This window comes from Paragemmobacter amnigenus, assembly GCF_009908265.2.
Classification (GTDB): Bacteria; Pseudomonadota; Alphaproteobacteria; order Rhodobacterales; family Rhodobacteraceae; genus Paragemmobacter; species Paragemmobacter amnigenus.
In genome coordinates this window covers 260,928-284,142 of sequence record NZ_JAAATX020000005.1, presented here as the reverse complement: position 1 = coordinate 284,142, position 23,215 = coordinate 260,928, and the positions used below count along the sequence as shown (strand labels likewise).

Below are 23,215 nucleotides of genomic sequence, written 5' to 3'. Positions count from 1 at the left end.
GGCCCGTCTCCCTGCCCTTACTTGTCGAGGAGTGATGCATCCCGCAGCAGCGCGGGGTCAAGCCCTTCGCCGGGGCGGGTGATTTCGGCCCCGCCGGTGAGGCCGGTCACATGCGCCTCGACCGCGGCCTGTTCGATTTCGGCGGCGAGTTCGTCGCGCACCTCGTCGATGGCGGGTTTGGTCGCGTCGCGGACTTCGTTCACCTTGATCAGGTGCCAGCCGAAGTCGGTCTTGACCGGCGCGGTCACGGTGCCGGGGGTGGCGGCGACGACGGCCTCTTCAAAGGGGGCGACCATCATGCCGAGCCCGAACCAGCCAAGATCGCCGCCGTTGACGGCAGAACCGGTGTCGGTGGAATTCGCCTTGGCCAGTTCGGCGAAATCGGCGCCGCCGTCGATCTGGGCCTTCAGTTCATTCGCCTTCTCCTCGCTGTCCACGAGGATGTGCTGGGCGTTGTATTCCTTGGCCGCGGGGGCGTTGGCGTATTTCTCGTCATAGGCCTTTTGCAGGGCCTCGTCGGTGACGGCGGCCTGAACCACGGCCTGCAGGGCCTTGCCCGCCAGATAGCTGCGCTGGTCGGTACGCATCCAGAGTTCGTCCCGCTTGGTCGCGGTGTCGGCCACCGACTGTTCCAGCGCGGTCTGCTGGATGGCCTGATCGATCAGCCCCTTGAACAGCATGTCATCGGGAAGCGCCTGATACTGGGCGGGCAGCTTCTCGCGCAGGATGATCAGTTCGCCCAAGGTGATCTCGGTCCCGTTGACGGTGGCAACGACGGTGTCGGCGGTGGGCGCGTCATCCTGTGCCAGCGCCGGAAGGGCCATGCCGCAGGCGAGGACAACACCTGCCCAAAGTCCGTAATGTTTCGCCATCTCACCTTCTCCTGATCGGGCCGCTTCCCTGAGCGACGTTGACTATGGGCGGTGCGTCCCTTATTTCGCGGGGGTCGCGTGCGACGGGGCCGGCCGGTCCACTTGGCTCTTCTATGGAAGGCGTTGGGGGCGGGCAAGGCCACAGCCTCACACGATGATGTCAGGTAGGCGGAGAAAACATGCTGGGTCTTGGAACGCTTGCGCGGAAGGTCTTCGGAACGCCGAATGACCGCAAGGTGAAGTCGGTTCGTCCCATCGTGGCGAAGATCAACGCTCTGGAGCCGGAGTTCGCGGCGCTGAGCGATGACGGCCTGAAGGCCAAGACCGCCGAATTCCAGAAGCGCGTGCAGGAAAAGGGCGAGAGCCTTGACGACATCCTGCCCGAAGCCTTTGCCAATTGCCGCGAGGGCGCGCGCCGCGCGCTGGGGCTGCGGGCCTTTGACGTGCAGCTGAAGGGCGGCATCTTCCTGCATCAGGGCAACATCGCCGAGATGAAGACGGGCGAAGGCAAGACGCTGATGGCGACGCTGCCGGCCTATCTGAACGCGCTGACGGGCAAGGGCGTGCATGTCGTCACCGTGAACGACTATCTGGCCAAGCGCGACGCGGAATGGATGGGCAAGGTCTATGCGCAACTGGGCCTGACCTGCGGCGTGGTCTACCCCTATCAGCCCGAGGCGGAGAAGCGCGCGGCCTATCGCTGTGACATCACCTATGCGACGAATAACGAGCTGGGCTTCGACTATCTGCGCGACAACATGAAGATGTCGAAGGACGACATGGCCCAGCGCGGCCACCACTTTGCCATCGTGGACGAGGTGGACAGCATCCTGATCGACGAGGCGCGCACGCCCCTGATCATTTCCGGCCCGTCGCAGGACCGGAGCGACCTGTACCAGAAGGTGGATGCGCTGATCCCGTCGCTGCGCGACGAGGATTACAAGATCGACGAAAAGGCGCGGTCGGTCACCTATACCGAGGATGGCAACGAACATATCGAGCAGCTTTTGCAGGCCGCCGGCCTGCTGCCCGAGGGGCAGTCGCTCTATGATCCGGAAAGCACCACGCTGGTGCATCACGTCACGCAGGCGCTCAAGGCGCACAAGCTGTTCCACCGCGACCAGCAATATATCGTGCGCGACGGCGAGGTGATGCTGATCGACGAATTCACCGGCCGTATGATGCGCGGGCGGCGGCTGTCGGAAGGGCTGCATCAGGCGATCGAGGCGAAGGAGCGCGTGGCGATCCAGCCCGAGAACGTGACGCTGGCCAGCGTGACCTTCCAGAATTACTTCCGGCTTTATGAAAAGCTGGCGGGGATGACCGGCACGGCCCAGACCGAGGCCGAGGAATTCGCGGAAATCTACCGTCTGGGCGTGGTCGAGGTGCCGACGAACCGGCCCGTGGCGCGTCTGGACGAGCATGACCAGGTCTATCGCACGGCAGGCGACAAATTCGCGGGCATCGTCAAGACGATCAAGGAAGCGCACGAGAAGGGCCAGCCGATCCTCGTCGGCACCACCTCGATCGAGAAGTCGGAACTGCTGTCCTCGATGCTCAAGGCGGATGGCGTGCCGCATAACGTGCTGAACGCCCGCCACCACGAGCAGGAGGCCAAGATCGTGGCCGAGGCGGGCCGTCTGGGCGCGGTGACCATCGCCACCAACATGGCCGGTCGCGGCACCGACATCCAGCTTGGCGGCAATGTCGAGATGAAGGTGCTGGAGGCGATCACCGCCGACCCGCATCTGCACCCCGACGAGGTGCGCGCGCGCATCGAGGCCGAGCATGCCGAGGAAAAGGCCAAGGTCATCGCGGCGGGCGGGCTGTTCGTGCTGGGCACGGAGCGGCATGAAAGCCGCCGCATCGACAACCAGCTGCGCGGCCGTTCGGGCCGTCAGGGCGACCCGGGCCGGTCGGTGTTCTTCCTGTCGCTGGAAGATGACCTGATGCGGATCTTCGGGTCGGAACGGCTGGATTCCGTCCTGTCCAAGCTGGGCATGAAGGAAGGCGAGGCGATCGTCCACCCGTGGGTGAACAAGTCGCTGGAACGCGCGCAGGCCAAGGTCGAGGGGCGCAACTTCGACATCCGCAAGCAGTTGTTGAAATTCGACGACGTGATGAACGACCAGCGCAAGGCCATCTTCGGCCAGCGGCTGGAGATCATGGAGACCGAGGAGATCGGGGATATCGCCGCCGACATGCGCGAGCAGGTGATCGACGATCTGGTCGATTTCTTCATGCCGCCCAAGACCTATGCCGACCAGTGGGATGCCGTGGGGCTGAAGGCCGGTGTACTCGAGAAGCTGAACCTTGACCTGCCGGTCACCGACTGGGCGGCGGAAGAGGGCGTGGATCAGGACGCCATGCGCGAGCGGATCATGGAACGGGCCGAGGCGATGATGGCGGAAAAGACCGCCGCCTTTGGCGAAGAGACGATGCGCAACATCGAGAAACAGGTGCTGTTGCAGGCGATCGACGGCAAGTGGCGCGAGCATCTGCTGAAGCTGGAGCACCTGCGTTCGGTCGTGGGCTTCCGCGGCTATGCCCAGCGCGACCCGCTGTCGGAATACAAGACCGAGGCCTTCACGCTGTTCGAATCCATGCTGAATTCGCTGCGGCAGGACGTGACGCAGAAGCTGGCGCAGATCCGCCCGATCACCAAGGAAGAGCAAGAGGCGATGATGGCCCAGATCGTCGCCCAGCAGCGCGCCGCGCAAGAGGCGGCGGCGGCCAAGGCGGCAGCCCCTGTGGCGGTGGCGGTCGGTGCGGGGGCCGTGGCCTTTGACGCGAATGACCGCAGCACATGGGGCAACCCGTCGCGCAACGACCCCTGCCCCTGCGGCTCGGGCGAGCGGTTCAAGCACTGCCACGGCGCGAACGACTGAAACAGGTGCGCCGCATCGCGGCGCACCGTTTCCGCAAATGCCACAATCCCGCCCTTGGCGCGCCCGTTTCGCCTGCGATCCCGCAGGTCGGTAACGGTTCGTCAGGGGTTTGCCATGGAACGCAGGCGCAGGTTGGTCTTGGTCGGAGGCATCGCCCTGTCGGCCTTCGGGATATCGGGGCTGGCCACGGGCGCGCCATGGGCTGCAGAGGCCGCCCCGCTGGCGGGGGCAGTGTCGGAGGCGCTGGCCGATGCCTGCCCCGTGACGCTTGATGCTTTTGCCGATCTGGGGGCGGTGCTGTCCTTTACCCTGACCGCGCCCTGTTATCCCAACGAGCGGGTCGTCCTGCGGCATGGCGGGCTGGCGGTCACCTACCGGACGACGGCAACCGGATCGCTGTTCGGTGACATTCCGGCGCTGGACGCGACGGGGCGGATCGAGGCGCGGTTTGACAATGGTGCAGCGGCCGAGGCGGTGGCCCCTGTCGAGGAGCTGTCCTTGATGCAGCGTCTGGCCGTGCAGGGCATGGCCGAGGACGGGCTGGCCCTGAGCGGGGATGTCGGGATCGTGGCTTTGGGTGATGGCACCGTGCCGGCGGGGATGGTGGCGCAGGTCGCCACGCTGGCCGACGGGGCCGAGGTCGTGGTGGAGGCAGAGGTGACGGACAGCCGATGCGGGCGCGAGGTGCTGGGAGAGCTGATCCTGTCGGATGGCGGGAAAGCCACGGTTCAGGAATTGTCGCTCGCCCTGCCCGACTGTGACGCGGGGGGCGGTTTTGTGGTCTTGAACAATCCGGTCGGGAACATGAAACTCGCCGCCACGGAATAGTGTCCAGCGGGGTTACATGCGGTTCAGGTCATGCTGCGCGGCGGTTCTGGCCGTGCTGGTCCCGCTGGGCGGGGCCGCGGCGCAGGATGTGACGCTGACCGCCCGCGATGGCGGGCTGGCGCTGACCGGCACCTTGCAGGGCTGGGACGGCGAATTCTACCGGATCGACACATCCTATGGCCTGCTGACGGTGGACGGTCAGGGCGTGATCTGCGAGGGGCCGGCCTGCCCCGACCTGATCGCGCCGAAAATCCCCGTCCGGATCGTGGGCGAGGGCGAGGCGGGCAAGGCGCTGGTCGCGCCGCTGGTCGCGGCCTTTGCACAGGCGCGGGGGCTGCGGCACGACACCGGCGCGGATGGTCTGATCCGGCTGAGCGACGCGGGCAGCGGGCAGGTTCTGGCCGAGTTCGGCTTTGCCGCCATGCCGCAAGAGGCGGCGCGGGCGGCGCTGATATCGGGGCGGGCCGAGCTGATCCTGTCAGCGGGGACCGAGCCCGATCTGGGCGCGCGTCCGCTGGCGCTGGATGCGCTGGTGCCGGTGGTGGCGGCGGACAATCCGGTGGCGCAGATTTCCACCGCCGATCTTGCGCGCGCCCTGTCGGGCGAGGTCGGCAACTGGGCCGAGATCGGCGGGCCGGACATGCCGCTGGTGCTGCACGGGCTGGCTGCCGGCACTGGCGTGCAGCGCGCGCTGGCCGACCGTCTGGGGCGCGATGTGGCGGTGGCGGAAGAGCATCCGGACCTTGCCTCGCTTGCCGCGGCGGTGGCGCGCGACCCTTGGGCGCTGGCGGTGACGGGGCGGGCGATGGCGGGGGCGGCAAAGCCCGTCACGCTGACCGACCGGTGCGGTTTTCCGCTCTTGCCCACGACGCTGGCCGTGAAGGCCGAGGATTATCCGCTGTCGCTGCCGCTCTATCTGCTGACGCCGCGGCGGCGGCTGCCGCTGATGGCGCGCGAGTTTCTGGAGTTTCTGGCCCTGCCGCAGGCGCAGGCGGTGATCGCGGCGGCGGGCTATGTTGACCGCGCGCCGGAGGTGCAGCCGATGACGGCGGACGGGCTGCGGCTGATCAACGCCATTCAGGGCGCGGGCGAGGAAACGACGCTGGCCGATCTGAAGCGGCTGGTCGATGTGATGGACGGGGCGGACCGGTTGTCGCTGACCTTCCGCTTCGAGGACGGGTCGAGCACGCTGGACGCCCAGTCGCAGGGCAATCTGGCCGATCTGGCGCGACTGCTGGAGGTGGACGGGTTCAAGGGGCAATCGCTGATCCTTGCGGGGTTTTCCGACGGGTCGGGGGCGGCGGCGGACAATCTGGCGCTGTCGGGGGAACGCGCGGGGGCGGTGCTGGCCGCGCTGCGCGCCGCCGCGCCGGGGGTGGATGCGGCCCGCCTGCCGCAGGTCATGGCATTTGGCGAGGCGCTGCCCATGGCCTGTGACGAGACGGCGGCGGGGCGGCGGCTGAACCGGCGGGTGGAGCTGTGGCTGCGGCCGGATTTCGCTAGATCAGACGTTCCGAGCGCAGACTGACCTCGCGGCTTTTGCCGATGATCAGGTGGTCGTGCAGCGTGATGCCCAGCACGGCGCAGGCCTGCGCGATCTGGCGGGTCATGTCGATATCGGCCGACGATGGCGTTGGGTCGCCTGACGGGTGGTTGTGCACAAGGATCAGCGCCGAAGCGCCGAGTTCCAGCGCGCGCCGCACCACCTCGCGCGGGTAGACGGGGACGTGGTCGATGGTGCCTTTCGACTGTTCCTCATCCGCGATCAGCACGTTCTTGCGGTCAAGGAAGAGGATGCGGAAATGTTCGCGGTCGGCATGGGCCATGACCGTGTGGCAGTAGTCCAAGAGCGCGTTCCACGACGACAGGACGGGCCGCTGGATCACGCGCGAGCGCGCCATGCGCTGTGCCGCCACCTCGATCACCTTCAGCTCCAGCACCACCGCCTCGCCCACGCCATGCACGGCCAGCAGGCGCGCGGGCGGGGCGGACACGACGCGCGCCAGATCACCGAAGGTGTCCAGCAGGCGACGGGCCAGTGGTTTGACATCCTGCCGCGGGATGGCGCGGAAGAGGATGAGTTCCAGCAATTCGTAATCCGCCACCCCCTGCCCCGCCGTTTCGGTGAAGCGGTCGCGCAGGCGTTTGCGGTGGTCGCTGATATAGCTGGGCAGGCGGCCGGACAGGGGGGCGGTGACGGCAACCTCGTCCTCCTCCGCCTGTGGCGGAAAGAGGGGGAGGGCGGATTCGTGCAGGTGGCCGGTGCGTGTCATGCCGCCATGATGGCGGGCAAGGGTGAACGGGGGGTTAACGCAGGTCTGGGCGTCAGGCAAAGATCAGCGCGATCTCGTCCGGCCTCATCAGCCGCCACTGGCCTGCGGCCAGATCGTCGGGCAGGGCCAGCCCGCCCAGCCTTTCGCGGTGCAGCGCCTCGACATGGTTTCCGGCGGCGGCGAACATGCGGCGGACCTGATGATAGCGTCCTTCGGTCACGGTCAGCAGCGCCTCGGTTTCCGACAGCACCTGCAACGCGGCGGGGGCGAGCGGTTTCTCCTCGCCCTCCAGCATCAGGGTGCCGGATGCGAAGAGCGCGCCCTCGGTCCCCGTCAGGGGGCGGGCGAGCCTTGCGCGATAGGTCTTGGCGACGTGGCGGCGGGGGCTGATGACGCGGTGCAGAAGGTCGCCGTCATCGGTCAGGAGCAACAGGCCGGAAGTCTGCTTGTCCAGCCGCCCGATGGTGGAAATCGCCGGATCCCGCCTGCGCCAGCGCTTGGGCAAGAGGTCGTGGACCAGCGGTCCGTCTTCCTTGTGCGAACAGGTCATGCCAAGCGGTTTGTTCAGCAGGATCACCAGTCCCTGCAGCGGGTCCAGCGGTTCGCCGTCGATCCGCATCCGCGCGGGCAGGTCGGGGGCAAGGGCGATGCGGGCCGAGACGTCGGCTAGTTCGGTCCCGTCCAGCGTGATGCCCCCGGCCTTGGCCAGCCGCGCCATCTCGCTCCGCGAGCCATAGCCCATGGAAGAAAGAAGCTTGTCGATGCGCGAGGTCGGGGTCTTGGCCATCACATCCCTTTCCGGCGGTCCGTAGGGCCACCCGCGGGGGTGGCCCTGCGCCGTGCCCTTGCGGGGTAACGGTCAGCTTTTCATGCCGTCCCAGAAGCCTTTGACCTTGGAGAAGAAGGTCTTGCCTTCGGGGTTGTTCTCTTCGGACAGCTTCTCGAATTCGACCAGCAGTTCCTTTTGGCGCGAGGTCAGGTTGACGGGGGTTTCCACCGCCAGTTCCAGCACCATGTCGCCCACGCCGCCGCCCCGCAGGGCGGGCATGCCCTTGGCGCGCAGGCGCATCTGCTTGCCGGTCTGGCTGCCGGCGGGGACCTTCACGCGGCTGCGGCCGCCGTCGATCGTGGGAACCTCCACCTCGCCGCCAAGAGCGGCGGTGGTAAAGCTGATCGGGACGCGGCAGTAGAGGTGGACGCCGTCGCGCTGGAAGATCGGGTGATCCTTCACCTCGATGAAGATGTAGAGATCGCCCGACGGGCCGCCGCGCAGCCCCGCCTCGCCCTCGCCCGCAAGGCGGATGCGGGTGCCGGTTTCCACCCCTGCGGGGATGTTGACCGAGAGCGAGCGTTCCTTTTCGGTGCGCCCCGCCCCGCCGCAGGACCGGCAGGGGTTCTTGACGATCTGGCCAATGCCGTTGCAGGTCGGGCAGGTGCGTTCGACGGTGAAGAAGCCCTGCTGCGCGCGGACCTTGCCCATGCCGGAACAGGTGGGGCAGGTGACGGGTTCGGCGCCGCCTTCGGCCCCCGTGCCGCGACAGGTGTCGCAGGCGACCGAGGTGGGCACGTTGATCGTCTTCTGCACGCCCTGATGCGCCTCTTCCAGCGAGACGCGCAGGTTATAGCGCAGGTCGGACCCGCGCTGCGCGCGCGACCGGCCCCCGCCGCCGCCGCGGCCGCCCATGAAATCGCCGAACAGGTCCTCGAACACATCGGAGAAGGCTGATGCGAAATCGGCATTGCCTGCCCCGCCGCCGAATCCCTGTGGCCCACGCCCGCCGCCGCCCCCTTCGAAGGCCGCGTGACCGAAGCGGTCATAGGCGGCCTTGCGGTCGGCGTCCTTGAGGACGTCATAGGCTTCGTTCACTTCCTTGAACTGCGCCTCGGCGTTCGGGTTGTCGGAGTTGCGGTCGGGATGCAGCTCTTTCGCCTTCTGGCGATAGGCTTTCTTCAGCTCTTCCGCAGAAGCGCCGCGCGCGACACCGAGGACGTCGTAGTAATCACGTTTTGCCATCTGGGACAAAATCCCCTTTCAGAACCGGGTGGGGGCGGTCCGTTGCCGAACCGCCCCCCTTTCCGATCCGTGCGGTGTCACTTCCGCTTGTTTTCGCCCAAATCCTCGAAGTCGGCATCGACGATGTCGTCGTCGACCGGACGCGGGGCATCCTCGTCCTTGCCGTCGGCTTCGGACTGGCTGGCCTTGTAGATCGCCTCGCCCAGCTTCATCGCGGCTTCGGTCAGGTTCTGGATCGCGCCCTTGATCTTGCCCGCGTCTTCGCCCTTCAGCGCCTCTTCCAGCGGAGACATGGCGAATTCGATGGCTTCGACGGTGGAGGGATCGACCTTGTCGGAATGTTCCGACAGCGACTTCTTGGTGGAATGCAGCAGGCTTTCGCCCTGGTTCTTGGTTTCCACCAGTTCCTTGCGCGCGCGGTCCGCGTCGGCATTCGCCTCGGCGTCCTTGATCATCTTTTCGATGTCGTCGTCGGACAGGCCGCCCGAAGCCTGGATCGTGATCTGCTGCGATTTGCCGGTGCCCTTGTCCTTCGCGCTGACGGACACGATGCCGTTGGCGTCGATGTCGAAGGTCACCTCGATCTGCGGCATGCCGCGCGGGGCGGGCGGGATGTTTTCAAGGTTGAACTGGCCCAGCATCTTGTTGTCCGCGGCCATTTCGCGTTCGCCCTGGAAGACGCGGATCGTCACGGCGTTCTGGTTGTCTTCGGCCGTGGAGAAGATCTGCGACTTCTTGGTCGGGATCGTGGTGTTGCGGTCGATCAGTCGGGTGAAGACGCCACCCAGCGTTTCGATCCCCAGCGAGAGGGGCGTCACGTCCAGAAGGACCACGTCCTTCACGTCACCCTGCAGCACGCCCGCCTGGATGGCGGCGCCGGCGGCGACGACTTCATCGGGGTTCACGCCCTTGTGGGGTTCCTTGCCGAAGAATTTGGTCACTTCCTCGATCACGCGGGGCATACGGGTCATGCCGCCGACGAGGACGACTTCGTCGATGTCCGAGGTGGAGAGACCCGCATCCTTCAGCGCGGCGGCGCAGGGCTTCATCGACTTCTTGATGAGGTCGTCGACCAGCGATTCCAGCTTCGCCCGCGTCAGCTTTACCACGAGGTGGAGCGGCTGGCCCGTGTTCTTGTCCATCGAGATGAACGGCTGGTTGATCTCGGTCTGCTGGCTGGACGACAGTTCGATCTTGGCCTTTTCCGCCGCCTCTTTCAGGCGCTGGAGGGCCATCTTGTCCAGCGTCAGGTCGACGCCGTGTTCCTTTTTGAATTCGTCGGCCAGATAGCTGACGATGCGCATGTCGAAATCTTCGCCGCCGAGGAAGGTGTCGCCGTTGGTCGACTTCACCTCGAACAGGCCGTCGTCGATTTCCAGGATGGTGATGTCGAAGGTGCCGCCGCCAAGGTCATAGACCGCGATCGTGCGGGTTTCCTTCTTGTCGAGCCCATAGGCCAGAGCGGCGGCCGTGGGTTCGTTGATGATGCGCAGCACTTCCAGACCGGCGATCTTGCCGGCGTCCTTGGTTGCCTGACGCTGGGCGTCGTTGAAATAGGCGGGAACGGTGATGACGGCCTGCGTGACCGTCTCGCCCAGATAGGACTCGGCCGTTTCCTTCATCTTCTGCAGGATGAAGGCAGAGATTTGCGACGGCGAATACTTCTCGCCGCGCACTTCGACCCACGCGTCGCCGTTGCCGCCGTTCACCACCTTGTAGGGGATGTTCTTCTGGTCCTTCGTCACCGCCGGATCGTCATGGCGGCGGCCGATCAGACGCTTCACCGCGAAGACGGTGTTGGCGGCGTTGGTCACGGCCTGACGCTTGGCGGGCTGGCCCACCAGACGTTCGGTTTCGGTGAAGGCGACGATGGACGGCGTGGTGCGCGCGCCTTCGGAGTTTTCGATGATGCGGGGTTGCGAGCCATCCATGATGGCAACGCAGGAGTTGGTCGTCCCGAGGTCAATCCCGATGACTTTGGCCATGATATGCTACCTCTTCTTCCGGCGATGTTTTGGGGTTGGACCCTTGCAAGGCATCCAGCCCCGATCCCAAGTGCATCCGGGGCAGGCGGCCCGCCCGATCCCGGCTTGGCGTGTATATAAGGGGGGCATCGGGGGGCTGCAAGCGCCCCTCAGGGTGGAATTCGTTGGCAATCCGAAGGAATGGCGCATGGGCGGAGCGGTGATGATCAGGGGCTTTGCCTATTGGCCGGGCCTTCTGGACGGGGCGGCGCAGGCGGCGATGGTGGGCGATCTGCGCGCCGTGGTGGCCGCCGCGCCGTTGCTGTCGCCGGTGACGCCGGGCGGGCGGGCCATGAGCGTGCGGATGACGGCGGCAGGACGGGCGGGATGGATCACCGACCGGCGGGGATACCGCTATGAGCCGCGGCATCCGTCGGGGCGGGATTGGCCGCCGATTCCGGCATCGGTCCTTGCGGTCTGGCGGCAGGTGACGGGACTTGCGCGCGATCCGGATTGCTGTCTGGTCAATTTCTACGGCGAAGGGGCCAAGATGGGCCTGCATCAGGACAAGGACGAGGGCGATTTCAGCTTTCCGGTCGTGTCGATCTCGCTGGGGGACGAGGCGCTGTTCCGCATGGGGGGCGTGGAGCGCAAGGACGGAACGGAAAGCGTCTGGCTGCGGTCGGGCGATGTGGTGGTCATGGGCGGCGCGGCGCGGCTGGCATGGCATGGTATCGACCGGCTGCGCTTTGGCTCGTCGCGCCTGCTGGCGGGGGGTGGGCGGATCAACCTGACGCTGCGGGTGGTGGACGAGGGGGTTATTTCCCCATCGACCAGCTGAGCGAGACGCGCTTGCCCGTGTAGTATTCCCCGATCAGGCCCAGCGCGAGGATCGCGAACATCGCGTAGACGGGATATTCGATGCTGGAATAGCGGGGGTGGTAGTTCAGGAAAATGAACCCCCTGCCCTGATCGATGACATGGAAGAGCGGGTTCCAGTCGAAAAAGGCCAGAACGGCGGTCGGCATGGCATTGGCCACGAACATCTTGCCCGAGGCGATCATGTTCAGGCGGATGTAAAGCTGCGCCACCATGCCGAAGACCCGCGGTTGCCATGGCATGGCGGCACGGAAAAGAAGCCCGACCGCAATGCCCGTTCCCCAGGCCAGAAGCAGCATCGCCATCATACCGACCGGCTGGTGGAAGCTGATGGGCGACAGGACGGCGTGGTAGACGTAAAGGATGATCGCCGCCGAGAAGACCTGCAGATAAAGTGCGCCGAGCGCGCCGGACATGATCGCGATCAGCGTGTTCATCGGCGCGTGTTTCATCATGGCCGATGTCGGCCCGTCCGCCCGCATCACCGAGTTCAGCGTCTTGACATGCGTCATGTACATGAACACGCCGGACATCAGGAACAGGATGTAGTCGCCCCGGATCGCGTTGGGACGCGCGCCGGTGAAGGTGAACATGATGTAAAAACCCAAGACCATCAGCGAGGACTGGATCACGTTCAGCACAAGGCCGATCACCGCGCTGGTATGGGACATGCGGACATTGTGCACGGCGCCGTGGAACACCAGTTCCAGCATCCCGAGGGCGGTGCGCGCCTTTGTGCGCCTGACTTCGGCGTGGAACCGCACTTCGTGACCCTCGCACCCGATGCGGCAGAGCGGTTTGCCCTGCCGGGACTGCTTGCCGTTTTTACAAGGCCGGATGATAAGTCGGGCCGAGACCGACTTCAACTGCGGCCCTGCGCGCTGCCTGTCCTTTCCGGAGACGTGATGGATTTCGAACACCTGATCCCTGTGATCCGCCGCCTTGCACTGGAGGCGGGCGACCGCATCATGGCCATCTATGACGGTCCGGATTTCGAGGTGAAGGCCAAGTCGGACGCATCCCCCGTGACAGAGGCGGACGAGGCGGCGGATGCCCATATCTCGGCCGGGCTGCGGGCGGAGTTTCCCGATGTGGTGCTGATCACCGAGGAGCAGGCGGACAGCCACGCCCTGACGGCGCGGACCTTCCTGATCGTCGATCCGCTGGACGGGACCAAGGAATTCGTGCAGCGGCGCGGGGATTTCACGGTGAACATCGCCTATGTGCAGGACGGCGTGCCGCTGCGGGGCGTGGTCTATGCGCCGGCCAAGGGGCGGCTGTTCTATACCCTGCCCGACGGCACGGCGGTCGAGGAGGCAGCGCCCTTCGACAAGGTACGCGCTGGCAAGGTCACGCCGATCCGCGTGTCGACCCCCGACAATGCCGCGCTGATGGTGGTAGCGTCGAAATCGCACCGCGATCAGGCGACGGATGACTATATCGGCAAATATTCGGTCAAGGATGCCAAGAGTGCGGGGTCCAGCCTGAAGTTCTGCCTTGTCGCCACGGGCGAGGCCGATCTTTACCCCCGCATCGGGCGCACGATGGAATGGGACACGGCGGCGGGCGATGCCGTGTTGCGCGGGGCGGGCGGGCATGTCGTCCGCTTCGACACGCACGAGGCCCTGGCCTATGGCAAGCCGGGCTGGGACAACCCGCATTTCATCGCCTTTGCCCCCGGGGTGGAGCTGCGGAAATGAGTGTCCTGATCGCCATTCCCGCCCGCTATGCCAGCACCCGCTATCCCGGCAAGCCGCTGGTGGAGTTGAACGGGCCGGACGGGAAGAAGACCCTGATCCGCAGGTCATGGGAGGCCGCGATGGCCGTGCGCGGCGCGGACCGCGTGGTGGTGGCGACAGATGACGACCGCATCCGCGACCATGCCATGGGCTTCGGGGCCGAGGTGGTGATGACCTCGTCCGACTGCCAGAACGGGACGGAGCGTTGCGCAGAGGTGGCGGCAAAGCTGCCGGGGTTCGACATCGTGGTGAACCTTCAGGGCGACGCGCCGCTGACGCCTGCGTGGTTCGTCGAGGATCTGGTCGCGGGCCTGCGCGCCGATCCCGGCGCGGAAATCGCCACACCCGTCCTGCGCTGCGAGGGGGCGATGCTGGCCAAGCTGCTGGAGGATCGCCGCAACGGGCGCGTGGGCGGGACAACCGCCGTCTTCGGCGCGGGGGGGCGGGGGCTTTATTTCTCGAAAGAGGTGATTCCCTATACCGGCCGCGACTACGGGGCCGAGGAGCCGACGCCCGTCTTCCACCATGTCGGCGTCTATGCCTATCGCCCCGACGCGCTGGCGGCCTATCCCCGCTGGCCCACCGGCCCGCTGGAGCGGCTGGAAGGGCTGGAACAGCTCCGCTTCCTTGAAAACGGGCGGAACGTGCTGTGCGTCGAGGTGAGCGCCAAGGGGCGGCAGTTCTGGGAGTTGAACAACCCCTCGGACGTGCCGGTGATCGAGGCAATGATGGCGGCGATGGTCTGACGCCGCGTCACGTTCCATGCGTGGCAAATCGCTGATATCCTGCCTGTGATCGGCGCGCGATTGAAGATCGCATGCGATATCCGTTATGGGACAGCAAGGGCCGGCGTATTTCCGGTTCAGCATGGGTGCGAGAAATGAAAGTCAAGAAGGTCACCAAGGCCGTCTTTCCGGTGGCAGGTCTGGGGACACGTTTCCTTCCGGCCACGAAGTCCATTCCCAAAGAGATCATGACGCTGGTTGACCGGCCCCTGATCCAGTACGCCATCGACGAGGCGCGCGCGGCGGGGATCAAGGAGTTCATCTTCGTGACCTCGCGCGGAAAATCCGCGCTGGAGGATTACTTCGACCACGCGCCCGAGCTGGAAAGCAGCCTGCGGAAATCCGGCAAGGACGAGCTGCTGGAAATCCTCAAGGAAACCAACATGGATTCGGGCGCCATCGCCTATATCCGGCAGAACCGGCCCATGGGTCTGGGCCATGCCGTGTGGTGCGCGCGGCGGCTGATCGGGAACGAACCCTTTGCCGTGCTGCTGCCCGATGACGTGATCGCGGCGGAAAAGCCCTGTCTGCAGCAGATGGTCGAAGCCTATGAGCAGACCGGCGGCAACATGGTCGCCGCGATGGAGGTCGCGCCCGAAAAGGCCAAGTCCTACGGCATCCTCGACATCGGCGAGGATATGGGGGCCATCGTCAAGGCCAAGGGCATGGTCGAAAAGCCCGCCCCGGGGACCGAGCCGTCGAATCTGGCGGTGATCGGGCGCTACATCCTGTCGCCCAAGGTTCTGACCAACCTGAACAAGGTCAAGCAGGGCGCGGGCGGCGAGATCCAGCTGACCGACGCCATCGCGCAAGAGGCCGAGGGCGAGGGCATCTTCGGCTATCGCTTCCGCGGCCAGCGCTATGACTGCGGGTCGAAGGCGGGGTTCCTTCAGGCGACCGTCGCCTTCGGCCTGTCGCGGCCCGATCTGCGCGACGAATTCTCGGCCTATCTGCACGACATGATCGCGCTCCAGAAAGCGGCGCAGTGATCCGGACGGGCGGATGGAAACTCCCGCCCGTCTTCTTGACGCCTACCGCCTGCGCCTGAAACGGCGCAGGCTGCTGTGGCAGGCGTGGCGGCGGCGGGGCGAGTTGACGCCCGTGAGCGACCGGACCGCCGCGATCCGCCGCGACGACATCCTGTGCTTTGCCACCGTCCGGAACGAGGCGGTGCGACTGCCATGGTTTCTGGACCATCACCGCAGGCTGGGCGTGGCTCAGTTCCTGATCGTGGACAATGGCAGCGACGACGGCACCACCGAATTCCTGCGCGCCCAGCCGGACGTGTCGCTATGGTCCACGCAGGCCAGCTACAAGGCGTCGCGCTTCGGGATGGACTGGATGGTCCTGCTGCTGGCGCGATACGGCCACGGGCACTGGTGCCTGACGGTCGATGCGGACGAGCTGCTGATCTATCCCCACTGGGACAGCCGCGACCTGCGCGCGCTGACCGGCTGGCTGGACGGTCAGGGGCGGCGCATGTTCGGCGCGATGATGCTGGACCTTTATCCCAAGGGGCCGGTGGCCGCGCATCCCTATCGCGCGGGAGAGGATCCGCTGGCGGTGCTGGAATGGTTCGATCCGTCAGGCTATGGCATCCGTGTGCAGGAACCGATGGGTAACCTGTGGATACAGGGCGGCCCGCGCGGGCGGATGTTCTTTGCACAGGAACCCCGCCGCGCGCCCACGCTGAACAAGGTGCCTCTGGTGAAATGGCACTGGCGCTATGCCTATGTGAATTCCACCCATTCGCTGCTGCCGCCCCCGCTGAACCGCATTTACGACACCGACGGGGGCGAGGCGCCCTCGGGCCTTTTGCTGCACACCAAATTCCTGCACACGGTCGTGGACCGCGCGGCCGAGGAAAAGCGGCGGGGCGAGCATTTTTCCAATTCCGCGCAATATGACCGCTATTACGACGCGCTGGCCGAAAACCCCGATTTCTGGATACCGCAATCGCGCCGGTTGACTTGTTGGCGTGCACTGGAATCGCTGGGGTTGATGTCGCGCGGCGGATGGGTCTGACGACCGCCGGATTTGCCAGCAAATTGTTCCTGCAATTATACTTTTGGCGAGGAATTGTTTACTTGGGACGGGTCACTTACTAAACTGGCGCAAAATCGTTTCTGATATCCTTACGGATGGCAGGGCGGCAGAAAGACCGAGGCGAGAATTAACCAGTGTGGCACGGCTTTCGCAGGGAGATGGCGAAACCGTAGGGGACGGGCGGACAGGTGGGGATTGTCGGTGCATATCGGTTGAGGCTGCGTCGCAGGCGGCTTCACCTGCGCGCATGGCTGAAACGTCGCGAGATGACAGCCGTGGTCAATCGCACGGGGGCGATCCGTGGCGATTCCATCCTGCTTTTGTCCACCCTGCGGAACGAACGCGTCCGCCTGCCCTATTTCCTGCGCTATTACCGTGATCTGGGGGTCAACCACTTCCTCATCGTAGACAACGGGTCGGATGACGGGTCGCGCGAATACCTGCAACAGCAGTCGGACGTATCGCTCTGGGTGGCGACGGGCAGCTATAAGGCGTCGCGCTTCGGGATGGACTGGATCACGGCGCTGCAACGCAAATACTGCCACGGGCACTGGACGCTGGTGGTCGATCCCGACGAATTCCTCGTCTACCCCTTTTGCGAGACGCGCCCCCTGCGCGCGCTGACAGACTGGCTGGAGACGTCGGGGATACGCTCCTTCTCGGCCATGTTGCTGGACATGTATCCCAAGGGGCCGATGGACGCCCAACCCTATCGCGAGGGGCAGGATCCCTTCGAGATCGCGCAGTGGTTCGACAGCGCCAACTATTCGGTCAAGCGCAACCCCGGTGACGGCAACCTGTGGGTGCAGGGCGGCCCACGCGCGCGGGTCTTCTTCCGCGACCGGCCCAAGGCCGCGCCCGCGCTGAACAAGATCCCACTGGTGAAATGGCACCGCGCCTATGCCTATGCCAGTTCGACCCACATGCTGCTGCCGCGCGGGTTGAACCTGACCTATGATGAATGGGGGGGCGAGAAGGCGTCGGGCTGTCTGCTGCACGCGAAGTTCCTGGATACCTTCGCCGCCAAGGCCGACGAGGAACTGGAGCGCGGGCAGCATTACGCCAACAGCGCCGAATACCGCGCCTATCGCGACGGGCTGAAGACCCACCCCGACCTGTGGTGCAAGTGGTCGGAGAAATACATCAACTGGCGCCAGTTGGAAATTCTGGGGCTGATGTCCAAGGGGAACTGGGCATGAGCGGTCCCTCCTCGGCCCTTGTGGCACCGAACGGCCCGCTCGGCTTTGTCATGCTGTGCCATACGGCGTTCCACCGCGCGGCGGAAACGGCGCGGCACTGGGCCGAACGCGGCTGTCCGGTGGTGATCCATGTCGACCGCCGCGTCGGACGGTGGAGCTATGACAAATTCATGGCCGACCTGTCGGACCTGCCGAATGTGCGGTTTTCCGAACGGTTCAACTGCGAATGGGGCACCTGGGGCATCGTCGCCGCCACGCAAAAGGCGGCCGAGGTGATGCTGGAGGAATTCCCCTCGGTCCGGCATGTCTACCTTGCCTCGGGGTCCTGCCTGCCGCTGCGCCCCGTCAAGGAACTGATCGCCTATCTGGACGAACGCCCGCGCACCGATTTCATCGAATCCGTCACCACCGAAGAGGTCGGCTGGACCATCGGCGGACTGAACATGGAACGTTTCACCCTGCGCTTCCCCTTTTCGTGGCGCACGCAAAGGTGGCTGTTCGACCGCTATGTCGCCCTGCAACGGCGCGTGGGGTTCCGCCGCACGATCCCCAACGGCATCGTCCCGCATCTGGGCAGCCAGTGGTGGTGTCTGACCCGCCAGACGCTTTCGGCCATCCTTCAGGGGCCGGACCGGACGCTTTATGACCGCTATTTCCGCCGCGTCTGGATTCCGGACGAAAGCTATTTCCAGACGCTGGTGCGGCAGGTGTCGGGGAATGTGGAAAGCCGGTCGCTGACGCTGTCCAAGTTCGATTTCCAGGGCAAGCCGCACATCTTCTATGACGACCACCTGCAACTGCTGCGGCGGTCGGACTGTTTCGTGGCGCGCAAGATCTGGCCGAACGCGAACCGGCTTTATGCCACCTTCCTGTCCGACGACGCCACCGCGCAGGCGGGGGGGGAACCGAATCCGGGCAAGATCGACCGGCTGTTTTCCAAGGCGGTGGAACGGCGGGTGAAGGGGCGGCCCGGGCTTTACATGCAAAGCCGCTTTCCCAATGCGGATTGGGAAAACGGGCGCACCGCGGCGCCCTATTCGGTGTTTCAGGGATTCACCGACGTGTTCGAGAATTTCGAGGGCTGGCTGGGCAAGGTCACCGGCACGCGGGTGCATGGCCACCTTTTCGCGCCCGACCGCGTGGAATTCGCGGGGGGCGAGGCGGTGTTCAACGGCGCCATTCCCGACAGCGCGGCGCTGCGCGATTACAACCCGCGATCCTTCCTTGCCAATCTGATCTGGGCCACGCGGGGCGAGCGGCAGTCTTTCCAGTTCGGACCGGCGGATAACCAGACGCTCAACTGGTTCATGGCGCTGGACGGCAACGCGCAGATTTCCGTCATATCGGGCGCTTGGGCGATCCCTCTTTTCAAATCGAACCGCAACTTCGCCGACATCCGGCGCGAGGCTGCAAGGCTCCAGAAGATCGAGATCGACCATCTGGCGATCCTGCGCCATTCCTCGGCCAAGGCGCGCATCCGCATCTGGACGCTGGCCGAATTCATCGAGAACCCGATGGAACCCCTGCAGACCATCGTGGACGAGATCAGCCCCCGCTCGCTCCGCCGCCTGACCGAGGCGCCGCGCATGACGGACCTTGCCGGATTCGGGCAGTTCCTGCAGAATCTCCGCAATCAGGGGATGCAGCCGGTGTTGATGGGCGACTTCCCTGCGGGTGGAGACCTGCAGCCTGCGGAGGCCCGCCGCGGGCGGCCCTATCTGGTGAAGTGACGCGGTGACAGTCCGGTTCGATTCCTTCGTGATGTTCGCAGAGATGCGGACAGGCTCCAATTTTCTGGAGGCCAACCTGAACGCGATGCCGGGCGTGACCTGCCATGGCGAGGTGTTCAATCCCGTCTTCATCGGCAAGAAGGACCAGACCGAGATGTTCGGCGTCACGCTGGCCGAGCGCGAGGCGGACCCCGCCCTGCTCTTGCGCCGGTTGCGCGAGCGTACGCCGGGGATGGCGGGGTTCCGCTATTTCCACGACCATGATCCGCGGGTGTTTGACCTTGTACTGGACGATCCGCGCTGCGCCAAGATCGTGCTGACGCGCAACCCGATCGAAAGTTATGTCAGTCTGAAGATCGCGCAGGCGACGGGGCAGTGGAAGCTGACCAACCCCAAGAACCTGAAGCAGGCCAAGGCGCGGTTCGACGCGCTGGAATTCACCGAACATCTGGACGGGGTGCAGGCGTTTCAGGTCCGGTTGATGCGCGCGCTTCAGGCGCGGGGGCAGACGGCCTTCTACATCGACTATGACGACATCCCCGATCTGGATGTGCTGAACGGGCTGGCGGCGTTTCTGGGGATCGAGGGGCGGCTGGAGTCGGTCGATTCCTCGCTGACGGTGCAGAACCCCGAACCGCTGGAGCAGAAAGTCGTCAATTCCGCCGCGATGGAACAGGCGCTGGCGCGGCTGGACCGGTTCAACCTGTCGCGCACGCCGAATTTCGAACCACGGCGCAATGCGGCGATCCCCGGCTATGTCGCGGGGCGCGAGGTGCCGCTTGTGTTCATGCCGGTCAAGGGCGCGCCGTCGGTGGCGGACTGGCTGGCCGGTCTGGGCGGGGTCGAGGGCGACTTCACGCACAAGACCCTGCGCCAGTGGAAGCGGGCGCATCCCGGACACCGCGCCTTTACCGTGCTGCGCCATCCGCTGGACCGCGCCCACCGCGCCTTCTGGGCGCTGGAACAGGGCGGCGGGATGCAGCAGGAGCAGCGCAACATCCTGTCCCGCGTGCATGGCGTCACCCTGCCGCGCGCGGGCGAGGTGCTGGACCGTGACACGCGGCGCGCGTCCTTTCTTGCCTTCCTGCGGTTCCTGAAACGCAATCTGGCGGGGCAGACGGGGTTCCGCACCGATGCCGCATGGGCCAGCCAGACCGCCGTCCTGCAAGGCTTTGCCCAGTTCCAGCCGCCCGACCTGATCCTGCGCGAGGAGAGTTTGGCCGAGGGGCTGGCCTTCCTCTGCGCCGAGGTGGGGGTGACGGCACCGCCACCCGCCCTGCCCCGCGACGCCTGCGACGACGCGCTGGACACCATCCGCGACGGCGAGCTGGAAGAGGCTGCGCGCGATGCCTATCAGCGCGATTACATGGGCTTCGGCTTTACCGCCAGACGCTAGCGCTCAGGCCGCCTGCGTGGTGCGCGATTCGGTCAGGATCGCGTAGATCTTGGCAGGGTCGCTGTTGGCGCGCAGCTTGGACACCACCGCCTGATCCCGCATCGTGCGGCTGACCAGCGCCAGCGCCTTCAGATGGTCCACCCCCGAATCCTTGGGCGCGAACAGGCCGAAGACCAGATCGACGGGCTGGCGGTCGACGCTGTCGTAATCCAGCGGCTTTTCCAGACGGATGAAGACCCCGCGAATCTCGCGCAGGTCTTCCAGCCGCGCATGGGGAAGCGCGATGCCATGGCCCACGCCGGTGGGACCAAGGCTTTCGCGTTCCTGAAGGCCGTCGATGGCGGTGGCCCCGCTCATGCCATAGGCGCTTGCGGCCAGCTCTCCCAGTTCCTGGAAGAGCCGCTTCTTGCTGGTCAACTGACCGACGACCCGTACGGCCCCCGGAATGAGTAGCTTGGAAAGTTCCATCAGCCGCGTTCGTTCCTGTGCCGTGCCAAGGCCGGCGTCATTTGCTGTTGCGCGGGTCGATCCAGCCGATGTTGCCGTCATCACGACGGTACACGACATTCACCCCACCATGTCCTTCGTTCCGGAACACGAGCATTTTCTGGCCACCCAGTTCCAGCTGCATCACCGCCTCGCCGACGGTGATCGAAGGAATCTTCGTCTCCATCTCGGCGATCACGATGGGTTGCGGCAGATCGTCGTGGTCGTCTTCCTCGGGTTCTTCGGTTGGCGCGAGGATATAGGCGGAGCCTTCGGCGAATTCAACAGGGGCCGTCCGCGCGCTGTGGTGGTTGCGCAACCGGCGTTTGTAGCGGCGGAGCTGCTTGTCCATCTTCTCGCGGCAGGATTCGAAAGCGGCATAGATTTCGGAGGCATGGCCCTTGGCCTGCGCCGACAGACCGGTCGACAGGTGGATCGTCGCCTCGCAGACGAATTCATGCGCGGCGCGCGAGAAGATGATGACGGCATCGGTCGGGCGCTGGGCGTATTTTTCCACCACCTCGCCGAGTTCGGCCTTCACATGCGTCTGGAGCGCCTCGCCTATGTCGATCTGTTTGCCGCTGATCTGGTAACGCATGGTGCTTCCTCCGCGTGAATTCGATCCGGCCGCCGTTACTGGGGCGGGCGGACCCTCTTGAATCTGACTTGGGTTCGGGGGGGCGTTCCCGCAAGACCGCTGGCCGTCTTGGCGGCGGCATCGGCAGGAACGGACATGGCGATTTGCACACGCATTACGGATATTTGGCATCCGCAGGCGGGCGCTTGTCAACAGAGTCGTAGGGATGGGATGCAAAGCGCGTTGCGCTGCGCTTGGCGCAGGCGGGGATCAGCCGATTCGGAAGTTCTGGCCCAGATAGACGCGGCGCACGGTTTCGTCGCGCACCACCTCGTCCGTCGTCCCGCTCATCAGCACCTTGCCGTCGTGCAGGATATAGGCGCGGTCCACGATCTCTAGCGTTTCACGGACATTGTGGTCGGTGATCAGCACGCCGATGCCGCGGCTTTTCAGGTCCTGCACCAGATGCCGGATTTCACCCACGGCGATGGGATCGACGCCGGCGAAGGGTTCGTCCAGCAGCAGGTATTTCGGGTCCGCCGCCAGACAGCGCGCGATTTCCACACGCCGCCGTTCCCCGCCCGACAGCGCCAGCGCGGGCGCGCGGCGCAGGTGGGTGATGGAGAATTCCGACAGCAACTCCTCCAGCCGCTCGCGCCGCTTGTGGCGGTCGGAATGGGTGATTTCGAGAACGGCAAGGATGTTGTCCTCGACCGACAGGCCGCGGAAGATCGACACTTCCTGCGGCAGATAGCCGATGCCCAGCCGCGCGCGGCGATACATGGGCAGCGCCGTCACATCCCGCCCGTCGATCAGCACCGCGCCGCCTTCGGGCGAGACGAGACCGGCGATGGCGTAGAAGCACGTCGTTTTGCCCGATCCGTTGGGGCCGAGCAGCGCCACCACCTCGCCCCGGTTCAGATGCATGGACACGTCGCGGATCACGGGGCGGCGGCGATAGCTTTTCCGCAGCGACCGGATGGCCAGCCCCGCCGACCCTTCGGTCACGGTCAGTCCGGGGGCGCCATCCTTCACGGCTGCGCCTTGCCGGGGGTGAACACGGTCTGCACCCGCCCCTCCATGCTGCCGGTGCCCTGATCGAGGTCATAGACCAGACGTCCGCCGGAAATGGTGGTGGAGCCTTGCGTCAGCAGGACGTCACCGGTCAGGACGACCACGCCCGTGTCGATGGTATAGACCGCCTCGTCCGCCTCGGCGGCATCGGTGGGGCTGGCGAAAAGCACACGGCCGGACAACAGGATACGGTCGATCCCCTTGCCATCGGGGGTGTATTCGACGCGCGCCTCGCCCGCCTGAATCGTCATGTCCCCCTGCGTGACCTTCACATTGCCGGAAAAGGTGGCCTGCCCGTCCGTCTGGTCCACGGCAAGGCTGTCTGCCGCGACCTCGACCGGAAGGGAGGTGTCCTGCCGGAGCCCGGTCAGGTTGATCGCCGTCTGTGCCGAAAGGGGCGTCGTCAGGGCCAGAAGCGCCGCAGTAAGCAGTGATGCGCGCAGGGCCGCTGCCATTTCAATCCCC

Annotated in this window: 21 protein-coding genes; 11 read left to right on the top strand and 10 right to left on the bottom strand. The window is 65.5% G+C overall.

What is annotated here, in order from left to right; translation table 11 throughout:
• Positions 1–17: 17 nt before the first annotated feature.
• Positions 18–872, bottom strand: coding sequence for a peptidylprolyl isomerase (locus GU927_RS09090; RefSeq protein WP_161762117.1), 855 nt, complete (start codon positions 870–872; stop codon positions 18–20).
• Between the two features lie 179 nt (positions 873–1,051).
• Here GU927_RS09090 and secA point away from each other — a divergent pair, with 179 nt between their 5' ends.
• From secA to GU927_RS09075, 3 genes are all read left to right on the top strand, one after another.
• The gene (gene secA / locus GU927_RS09085) at positions 1,052–3,760 is read left to right on the top strand and encodes a preprotein translocase subunit SecA (protein ID WP_161762116.1); all 2,709 of its coding nucleotides are present in this window, start codon (positions 1,052–1,054) and stop codon (positions 3,758–3,760) included.
• A 114-nt stretch (positions 3,761–3,874) separates the two neighbouring features.
• Complete coding sequence (locus GU927_RS09080; RefSeq protein WP_161762115.1) at positions 3,875–4,588, top strand: hypothetical protein; 714 nt, start codon at positions 3,875–3,877, stop codon at positions 4,586–4,588.
• Positions 4,589–4,604: 16 nt separating this feature from the next.
• Positions 4,605–6,116 (top strand): phosphate ABC transporter substrate-binding/OmpA family protein, encoded by a 1,512-nt coding sequence (locus GU927_RS09075; RefSeq protein WP_161762113.1) that lies wholly within the window; start codon positions 4,605–4,607, stop codon positions 6,114–6,116.
• Here the strand turns inward: GU927_RS09075 and radC are convergent.
• The 4 genes from radC to dnaK all read right to left on the bottom strand — a co-directional run bounded on the left by radC (position 6,088) and on the right by dnaK (position 10,860).
• Positions 6,088–6,861: a RadC family protein gene (radC, locus tag GU927_RS09070; protein WP_161762111.1), complete on the bottom strand. Its 774-nt coding sequence runs from the start codon at positions 6,859–6,861 to the stop codon at positions 6,088–6,090. The two genes, GU927_RS09075 and radC, sit on opposite strands and share 29 nt — an antisense overlap.
• Positions 6,862–6,913: 52 nt before the next feature.
• Positions 6,914–7,648 carry a pseudouridine synthase gene (locus tag GU927_RS09065; protein WP_161762109.1) on the bottom strand — a complete coding sequence of 245 codons (735 nt, stop codon included), beginning with the start codon at positions 7,646–7,648 and terminating at the stop codon, positions 6,914–6,916.
• Positions 7,649–7,720: 72 nt separating this feature from the next.
• Positions 7,721–8,875 (bottom strand): molecular chaperone DnaJ, encoded by a 1,155-nt coding sequence (gene dnaJ / locus GU927_RS09060; protein WP_161762107.1) that lies wholly within the window; start codon positions 8,873–8,875, stop codon positions 7,721–7,723.
• Positions 8,876–8,952: 77 nt separating this feature from the next.
• Entirely contained in the window at positions 8,953–10,860 is a 1,908-nt protein-coding gene (gene dnaK, locus GU927_RS09055) for a molecular chaperone DnaK (protein WP_161762105.1), read from the bottom strand.
• 187 nt (positions 10,861–11,047) lie between these two features.
• Here dnaK and GU927_RS09050 point away from each other — a divergent pair, with 187 nt between their 5' ends.
• A complete protein-coding gene (locus tag GU927_RS09050; RefSeq protein ID WP_161762103.1) occupies positions 11,048–11,680 on the top strand; it encodes an alpha-ketoglutarate-dependent dioxygenase AlkB family protein in 633 nt (210 codons plus the stop codon).
• Here GU927_RS09050 and GU927_RS09045 read toward each other — a convergent pair.
• Positions 11,658–12,482, bottom strand: a complete 825-nt coding sequence (locus tag GU927_RS09045; protein ID WP_232489169.1) for an ABC transporter permease — start codon at positions 12,480–12,482, stop codon at positions 11,658–11,660. The genes GU927_RS09050 and GU927_RS09045 overlap by 23 nt on opposite strands.
• A 141-nt stretch (positions 12,483–12,623) precedes the next feature.
• Between GU927_RS09045 and cysQ the strand changes: the two genes are divergently transcribed.
• From cysQ to GU927_RS09010, 7 genes are all read left to right on the top strand, one after another.
• Entirely contained in the window at positions 12,624–13,418 is a 795-nt protein-coding gene (cysQ, locus tag GU927_RS09040) for a 3'(2'),5'-bisphosphate nucleotidase CysQ (RefSeq protein WP_161762101.1), read from the top strand.
• On the top strand, positions 13,415–14,203 hold the full coding sequence (locus GU927_RS09035) for a 3-deoxy-manno-octulosonate cytidylyltransferase (protein WP_161762099.1): 789 nt from the start codon (positions 13,415–13,417) through the stop codon (positions 14,201–14,203). The genes cysQ and GU927_RS09035 overlap by 4 nt, the downstream gene beginning before the upstream one ends.
• Positions 14,204–14,337: 134 nt before the next feature.
• Positions 14,338–15,231: a UTP--glucose-1-phosphate uridylyltransferase GalU gene (gene galU, locus GU927_RS09030; protein ID WP_161762098.1), complete on the top strand. Its 894-nt coding sequence runs from the start codon at positions 14,338–14,340 to the stop codon at positions 15,229–15,231.
• Positions 15,232–15,244: 13 nt separating this feature from the next.
• Positions 15,245–16,267 carry a glycosyltransferase family 2 protein gene (locus GU927_RS09025; protein ID WP_161762097.1) on the top strand — a complete coding sequence of 341 codons (1,023 nt, stop codon included), beginning with the start codon at positions 15,245–15,247 and terminating at the stop codon, positions 16,265–16,267.
• Positions 16,268–16,476: 209 nt separating this feature from the next.
• Complete coding sequence (locus GU927_RS09020) at positions 16,477–17,487, top strand: glycosyltransferase family 2 protein (protein WP_161762096.1); 1,011 nt, start codon at positions 16,477–16,479, stop codon at positions 17,485–17,487.
• On the top strand, positions 17,484–19,217 hold the full coding sequence (locus tag GU927_RS09015) for a beta-1,6-N-acetylglucosaminyltransferase (RefSeq protein WP_232489168.1): 1,734 nt from the start codon (positions 17,484–17,486) through the stop codon (positions 19,215–19,217). Before GU927_RS09020 ends, GU927_RS09015 begins: the two co-directional genes overlap by 4 nt.
• 4 nt (positions 19,218–19,221) lie before the next feature.
• Positions 19,222–20,613, top strand: coding sequence for a nodulation protein NodH (locus GU927_RS09010; protein ID WP_161762095.1), 1,392 nt, complete (start codon positions 19,222–19,224; stop codon positions 20,611–20,613).
• 3 nt (positions 20,614–20,616) lie between these two features.
• Here GU927_RS09010 and GU927_RS09005 read toward each other — a convergent pair whose 3' ends face one another.
• From GU927_RS09005 to lptA, 4 genes are all read right to left on the bottom strand, one after another.
• Entirely contained in the window at positions 20,617–21,081 is a 465-nt protein-coding gene (locus GU927_RS09005) for a PTS sugar transporter subunit IIA (protein WP_161762094.1), read from the bottom strand.
• A 37-nt stretch (positions 21,082–21,118) separates the two neighbouring features.
• The gene (hpf, locus tag GU927_RS09000; RefSeq protein ID WP_161762093.1) at positions 21,119–21,697 is read right to left on the bottom strand and encodes a ribosome hibernation-promoting factor, HPF/YfiA family; all 579 of its coding nucleotides are present in this window, start codon (positions 21,695–21,697) and stop codon (positions 21,119–21,121) included.
• 249 nt (positions 21,698–21,946) lie between these two features.
• A complete protein-coding gene (lptB, locus tag GU927_RS08995) occupies positions 21,947–22,711 on the bottom strand; it encodes an LPS export ABC transporter ATP-binding protein (protein ID WP_394357667.1) in 765 nt (254 codons plus the stop codon).
• A complete protein-coding gene (gene lptA, locus GU927_RS08990) occupies positions 22,708–23,205 on the bottom strand; it encodes a lipopolysaccharide transport periplasmic protein LptA (protein WP_161762092.1) in 498 nt (165 codons plus the stop codon). Before lptA ends, lptB begins: the two co-directional genes overlap by 4 nt.
• Positions 23,206–23,215 lie beyond the last annotated feature (10 nt).

What these genes read in the sequence shown, in the direction of transcription:
- GU927_RS09080 (WP_161762115.1), top strand. Translation starts at nt 3,875, where the DNA reads ATGGAACGCAGGCGCAGGTTGGTCTTGGTCGGAGGCATCGCCCTGTCG.
- hpf (WP_161762093.1), bottom strand. Translation starts at nt 21,697, where the DNA reads ATGCGTTACCAGATCAGCGGCAAACAGATCGACATAGGCGAGGCGCTC.
- dnaK (WP_161762105.1), bottom strand. Translation starts at nt 10,860, where the DNA reads ATGGCCAAAGTCATCGGGATTGACCTCGGGACGACCAACTCCTGCGTT.
- dnaJ (WP_161762107.1), bottom strand. Translation starts at nt 8,875, where the DNA reads ATGGCAAAACGTGATTACTACGACGTCCTCGGTGTCGCGCGCGGCGCT.
- galU (WP_161762098.1), top strand. Translation starts at nt 14,338, where the DNA reads ATGAAAGTCAAGAAGGTCACCAAGGCCGTCTTTCCGGTGGCAGGTCTG.
- GU927_RS09065 (WP_161762109.1), bottom strand. Translation starts at nt 7,648, where the DNA reads ATGGCCAAGACCCCGACCTCGCGCATCGACAAGCTTCTTTCTTCCATG.
- radC (WP_161762111.1), bottom strand. Translation starts at nt 6,861, where the DNA reads ATGACACGCACCGGCCACCTGCACGAATCCGCCCTCCCCCTCTTTCCG.
- lptA (WP_161762092.1), bottom strand. Translation starts at nt 23,205, where the DNA reads ATGGCAGCGGCCCTGCGCGCATCACTGCTTACTGCGGCGCTTCTGGCC.
- GU927_RS09015 (WP_232489168.1), top strand. Translation starts at nt 17,484, where the DNA reads ATGAGCGGTCCCTCCTCGGCCCTTGTGGCACCGAACGGCCCGCTCGGC.
- GU927_RS09050 (WP_161762103.1), top strand. Translation starts at nt 11,048, where the DNA reads ATGGGCGGAGCGGTGATGATCAGGGGCTTTGCCTATTGGCCGGGCCTT.
- GU927_RS09075 (WP_161762113.1), top strand. Translation starts at nt 4,605, where the DNA reads ATGCGGTTCAGGTCATGCTGCGCGGCGGTTCTGGCCGTGCTGGTCCCG.
- GU927_RS09025 (WP_161762097.1), top strand. Translation starts at nt 15,245, where the DNA reads ATGGAAACTCCCGCCCGTCTTCTTGACGCCTACCGCCTGCGCCTGAAA.
- secA (WP_161762116.1), top strand. Translation starts at nt 1,052, where the DNA reads ATGCTGGGTCTTGGAACGCTTGCGCGGAAGGTCTTCGGAACGCCGAAT.
- cysQ (WP_161762101.1), top strand. Translation starts at nt 12,624, where the DNA reads ATGGATTTCGAACACCTGATCCCTGTGATCCGCCGCCTTGCACTGGAG.
- GU927_RS09035 (WP_161762099.1), top strand. Translation starts at nt 13,415, where the DNA reads ATGAGTGTCCTGATCGCCATTCCCGCCCGCTATGCCAGCACCCGCTAT.
- GU927_RS09005 (WP_161762094.1), bottom strand. Translation starts at nt 21,081, where the DNA reads ATGGAACTTTCCAAGCTACTCATTCCGGGGGCCGTACGGGTCGTCGGT.
- GU927_RS09090 (WP_161762117.1), bottom strand. Translation starts at nt 872, where the DNA reads ATGGCGAAACATTACGGACTTTGGGCAGGTGTTGTCCTCGCCTGCGGC.